We start from the raw sequence: 4,189 nt of genomic DNA, 5'->3' as shown, positions 1-4,189 counted from the left end.
GCAGTACATCAACGTGTTCTCGCACGACATCTTTGCGGCCGCCGCGGAATGGTCGGCGCTCGACCGCCCCAAAGCCGAGCGCGTGAAGGTACGACACCCCGAGGACACGCTCGCGCGATGGATCGTAACGCCCGGAAATCGGGTGCCCCTGCATCGGATGACGTACGGCAGATTCCGCGAGGGCGAGATCCACTGGACACTTCTTTCCTTGCTCGTCTCCGATGGGCACAGCAAGCAGATGTTCTCCGAGTTGGACCGTCCTGACGTCCTCCGCCGACGTCAGGACATCGTCGACGCGATCGGCTCCGGCACGCTCGCGACCGCGCGCGGTGGGCTCGCCACGCAAGCGACGGCGATCGAACGCGCCGATGGATCCGTCGGTCCGTGGATCGACGGATTCGACCCGGCGACGATCCGAGTCCAACTGAAGCTCCTCCGCAACGCGTGCTACGTCTTCTGCGCGGCTCTCACGATGATGCGCGACTCGGAACTGCTGAGCATCAAGAAGGGAGCGCTCACCACTTCGTACGGGGCGCCCGCCGTCACCTCCCAGCTCCGGAAGGGTCGGCGTGGGACCCAGCGACGCAACTGGTGGATCATCGAACCCGTTGCGCAAGCAATCGCCGTCGCGGAACGACTTGCTCTCGGCGACGACGTCTTCAGCTCTGTTCGACGTGAACATCGAGCGCACGACGGAGCAGGTCGGTTCGATCGTCACAGCGAGCTGAAGCAGTTCATCTCTCAACTCAATGGTCAATCCGCGGATGCCGGTCTCGAACCGATCCCCGCGTTCCAGCTTGCACCGCACATGTTCCGGCGGACGATGGCCGTGATCACCGCGCAACAGCCAGACGGCGAGATCGCCCTCGGCATCCAGCTCAAGCACGCAGCGCGACGCGCCGTCGCGAACGGCACGACCTCCGGGTACGCGAGCGAGACGCCGGAGTGGGCCGCGGAGTTCGAGCATGAGCTTCAGGAAGCTGTCGCGTCACGGTTGGTCGGCGCCTGGTCTTCTCACCAAGACCACGAGATGAGGCTCGCAGGCGCAGGCGCACAGCGCTTCCGAGACGGGCTCGAGAAGGTCGTGGCCGTCGCAAGCAACGAGGTCAAGGTCGGCGACGAGCGCACACTGCGCGCGCTCCTGCGCGATCGCTTCAGCACGCTCCGATGGGGAACCGTCAACCACTGCCTCGGCATCCCTGAGCAGGCGGCGTGCTTGAAGGGGCTGCCCGCCGAAGCGGCCGCAGGAGGCGTCATGCCTAATCGCTGCCAACCCACCGCCTGCGGCAATTCCGTCGTCACCGAGGAGCACGCGCCGATCTGGATCGCGGAGGAACGCGACCTCGTCGCGAAGCTGCGCGACCGAAAGATGGCACCACACAATCGCGAACAACTCGAGACAGAACTTGAAGACGTTCGCCGTATCACGAGGAAGTTCACGGATGCCTGAGATCTCTGCCGCGACCGAACGCCGACTGCGCGACGCGATGGAGCGCCTGCTCACCGGCGCGGCGATCCGCACCGACGGACGCCTCATCAAGGAGAACCTCTATCGCGAAGCTGGCGTCAGCCGCGCCACCATGAACCGTGCGACTGCGGTCATGGATGAGTGGGCACGTCGCGTCGACGGGTCCCAGCCGCGAGATCGTGAGATCGAGTCGTTGCGAAGCTCGCTGGCCGATCGTGCAGCCCAGATCAAACAGCTCCGCGAGCGAGTGAGCAGCCTCGAAGCACAGCTGACGATCGCCGCAACCGCCGTCGCCGAGCTGCACGTCGAGAACCAGTTGCTGCGTGGCGACGACCCGAGCCGCAACATCACTCCGATGAAGCGACCGAACGCGGACCCACGCCGCAGGTGACGGGGGGCTACCTCGTTCGCATCATCGCCACTTCGGAGGTCGTGTGTACGTGGTCGCGCCGACGGTGAAGCTCTCGGGCAGAAGAGCCTGGCGGATCTTGTCGCGACCGATCTGCGACGACGCGGGCATCAGCTGCTTGAGTTCGCTCGAGAACCGCTTGGGTGGGAAGGCGGCGCCGATGAACATGTGCGGGCGGAATTGTTTGGCCGCCCTGACCGCGGGCGCAAGATCGCTGTCGGCGCTGATGATCAGTGCCGAGTCCATCGCGTTCGCAGCGGCGTCGCCCACAAGAGCAACGGCGATGTTGACGTCGGTCTCCTTCTCCTCGTGCACCGTACGCGTTGCGCGACAGTTGAAGCACGTCACGGTCTTCGCTTGATATCGGCCCTGCGTGACGCTGAAGACGTTGGTGTGACGCGCAGCGACGGCTGCCTGATGGTAGGCCTGACGACTGGCCGCGCCCGCATCGCCCAGCACAGGTGCGGTGAAGTACTTCACCGCGACGATGTGGCTGCGTGGGCGCAGGCTCTGCGCGAGTGCGACGAAGTCGATCCAGAGCGTCGAGCGTCCGAACTTGTCGTGCATGCCGTGATAGAAGTTGAAGCCGTCGATGTAGACGATGAGGCGCTCGTGCGGTGGTCCAGGAACGGGTGAGGCTGACAACAGACGACTCCATATCGGTGCACGAGGTGATCACCTTCCTACCAGCGATCGTGTGTATAGTGTGGATACACCCCGCCCGGTTGTTCATCCCAACCGTGGCCCGACGCCCTCCCTCGTGGAGGGCGTCTTTGTGTCCGAGCCGGGTTGTCGAGCCATCGAGATTGCCATACAGATTAGGCCTTACTGCAGAGGCCTAATCGTGACGCTTGAGGGGTGCCTTCTCCCGCGACCTCGCCTGATGCGTGGGACCACTACGCTCGCGAGCTCGGCCAGAACATCCAGCGGGAGCGAGCGCGTGTCGGGTACAGCCAGGACCGTGTGGCGTACGAGTCCAACCTGAGCCGCTACACGTACCAGAAGCTCGAGAAGGGTGAGTCGAAGCCCGGAACTCCCGCGAATCCGACCGTCAAGACTCTGCTGGCGGTAGCTCAGGTGCTCGACGTTCAGCTCACCGACCTCTTGCCCAGCGTGACGCCCGACCTCACGATCCGCTGAGGCACTTCGGCGTTGCGGGTGACAGCCCGCGACTACCAGGAGAGGCCTAATCTGTATGGCATTCTGCACTGTATGGGCGCTGCGGAACTCAACCAGGAGTCGTTCGTCATGGCGGTGGAAGATCCCTACCTCACCGCCCTGATCGGAACGATCGAGGAGCCCGCCGGATCCAGCACCGCAGCCCAAGCCGGCAGGCTGACGATCGCATGGTGGGACACACATGGCACTGGGCCGTCGTGCGCCGAACTCTTGAACGCGATGTTCACGAGCATCGCGTGGGACGACGTCATCGAAGACCCGGGACGGACACTCCTCGAACGCCGTGAACAGACCGAGCTCATCCAGCGCTGGCTGATCAGCTACTGGACCCGACTGGGCGCGATCGCCTTCATCCCCGGACACGACGACGTCGTACGGCCGGGACGAATCTATCCCGAGCCGGAGACTGACTGATCCATCACCGCCTGATAGGTTGGCCGGTTCTACGTCGAGGAGGAAGCATGCGCGAGATCTCAATCGCAGGCCGTACGGTCACGGTCTCGCTCGTCGCGACCACGCACGGCGAGGATGGCGATATCCAGCGCTACCTCGTCGAGGTGTCGGGCTCGGACGCCGCGACCCACCTCTCGATTCTCCGCATGACCAGCGCAGTCGATGCACGCGCAATGGCGTCGGCGATCGAGACCGAGCTCCTGCTCGACTATCCGGGCAGTCGTGACGACGGAGTCCTCCGCGATCCGAGCGTTCGCGCCTGGCGCGACGAGCATCGGACCGCAATCGAGGCCGCTCTCGGTCAGCTGCGTGACGAGATCGCTGGGATGCCGCCGGAGCCGGTCAGCGACCTCGAACGAACGCTGCTTCGCGCCTTCGAGATGGATCCCGACGCCCCGGATCCTGGCGATGCGTGAGTACCCCTGGTTCGACTTCGACCAAGTCGACTTCGTGACCTCTGACACCCACTTCAGTCATGCCCGCATCAGCGAGCTCGCCGACCGTCCCTTCTCAACCGTCGCGGAGATGGATGCCGCGCTGATTGGCCGGTGGAACGACGTTGTCGCTCCTGACTCCGTCGTGCTGCACCTGGGAGATCTCGCGCTCGGAGCGATCGCTGAATCCCTTCCGCTCACCGCACACCTGCACGGACGCCGACTCCTCGTCCCCGGCAACCACGA

Annotated in this window: 6 protein-coding genes and 1 pseudogene; 6 read left to right on the top strand and 1 reads right to left on the bottom strand. The window is 64.6% G+C overall.

The window, feature by feature from the left end:
• Positions 1-1,450: hypothetical protein (locus Q1V87_RS00035; protein WP_300590304.1), on the top strand; the 1,450-nt coding region annotated here is incomplete at its 5' end.
• Entirely contained in the window at positions 1,443-1,859 is a 417-nt protein-coding gene (locus tag Q1V87_RS00030) for a hypothetical protein (protein ID WP_300590302.1), read from the top strand. The genes Q1V87_RS00035 and Q1V87_RS00030, both read left to right, overlap by 8 nt.
• A gap of 21 nt (positions 1,860-1,880) precedes the next feature.
• On the opposite strand, the gene Q1V87_RS00025 is transcribed toward Q1V87_RS00030, so the two are convergent.
• Positions 1,881-2,522, bottom strand: a complete 642-nt coding sequence (locus Q1V87_RS00025) for an NYN domain-containing protein (RefSeq protein WP_036295197.1) — start codon at positions 2,520-2,522, stop codon at positions 1,881-1,883.
• A 213-nt stretch (positions 2,523-2,735) separates the two neighbouring features.
• On the opposite strand from Q1V87_RS00025, the gene Q1V87_RS00020 reads away from it, so the two are divergent.
• The 4 genes and pseudogenes from Q1V87_RS00020 to Q1V87_RS00005 form a co-directional block, all read left to right on the top strand.
• Entirely contained in the window at positions 2,736-3,017 is a 282-nt protein-coding gene (locus Q1V87_RS00020) for a helix-turn-helix domain-containing protein (protein WP_036295200.1), read from the top strand.
• A 72-nt stretch (positions 3,018-3,089) separates the two neighbouring features.
• Positions 3,090-3,470 carry a hypothetical protein gene (locus Q1V87_RS00015; RefSeq protein WP_195692257.1) on the top strand — a complete coding sequence of 127 codons (381 nt, stop codon included), beginning with the start codon at positions 3,090-3,092 and terminating at the stop codon, positions 3,468-3,470.
• A 47-nt stretch (positions 3,471-3,517) separates the two neighbouring features.
• Positions 3,518-3,925 carry a hypothetical protein gene (locus Q1V87_RS00010; protein WP_195692258.1) on the top strand — a complete coding sequence of 136 codons (408 nt, stop codon included), beginning with the start codon at positions 3,518-3,520 and terminating at the stop codon, positions 3,923-3,925.
• Positions 3,918-4,189, top strand: a pseudogene (locus Q1V87_RS00005) (hypothetical protein); the annotation flags it as partial. The gene Q1V87_RS00010 and the pseudogene Q1V87_RS00005, both read left to right, overlap by 8 nt.

Origin of the sequence: Microbacterium sp., from assembly GCF_030149085.1 — a bacterium.
In the GTDB taxonomy this organism is placed as follows: Bacteria; Actinomycetota; Actinomycetes; order Actinomycetales; family Microbacteriaceae; genus Microbacterium.
The sequence above is the reverse complement of the archived record's forward strand: the minus strand, read 5'-3'. Positions and strand labels throughout refer to the sequence as shown.

Bases quoted from the DNA above. Each gene is read 5' to 3' on its own strand.
- Q1V87_RS00015 (WP_195692257.1), top strand. From the start codon at position 3,090: ATGGGCGCTGCGGAACTCAACCAGGAGTCGTTCGTCATGGCGGTGGAA.
- Q1V87_RS00010 (WP_195692258.1), top strand. From the start codon at position 3,518: ATGCGCGAGATCTCAATCGCAGGCCGTACGGTCACGGTCTCGCTCGTC.
- Q1V87_RS00030 (WP_300590302.1), top strand. From the start codon at position 1,443: ATGCCTGAGATCTCTGCCGCGACCGAACGCCGACTGCGCGACGCGATG.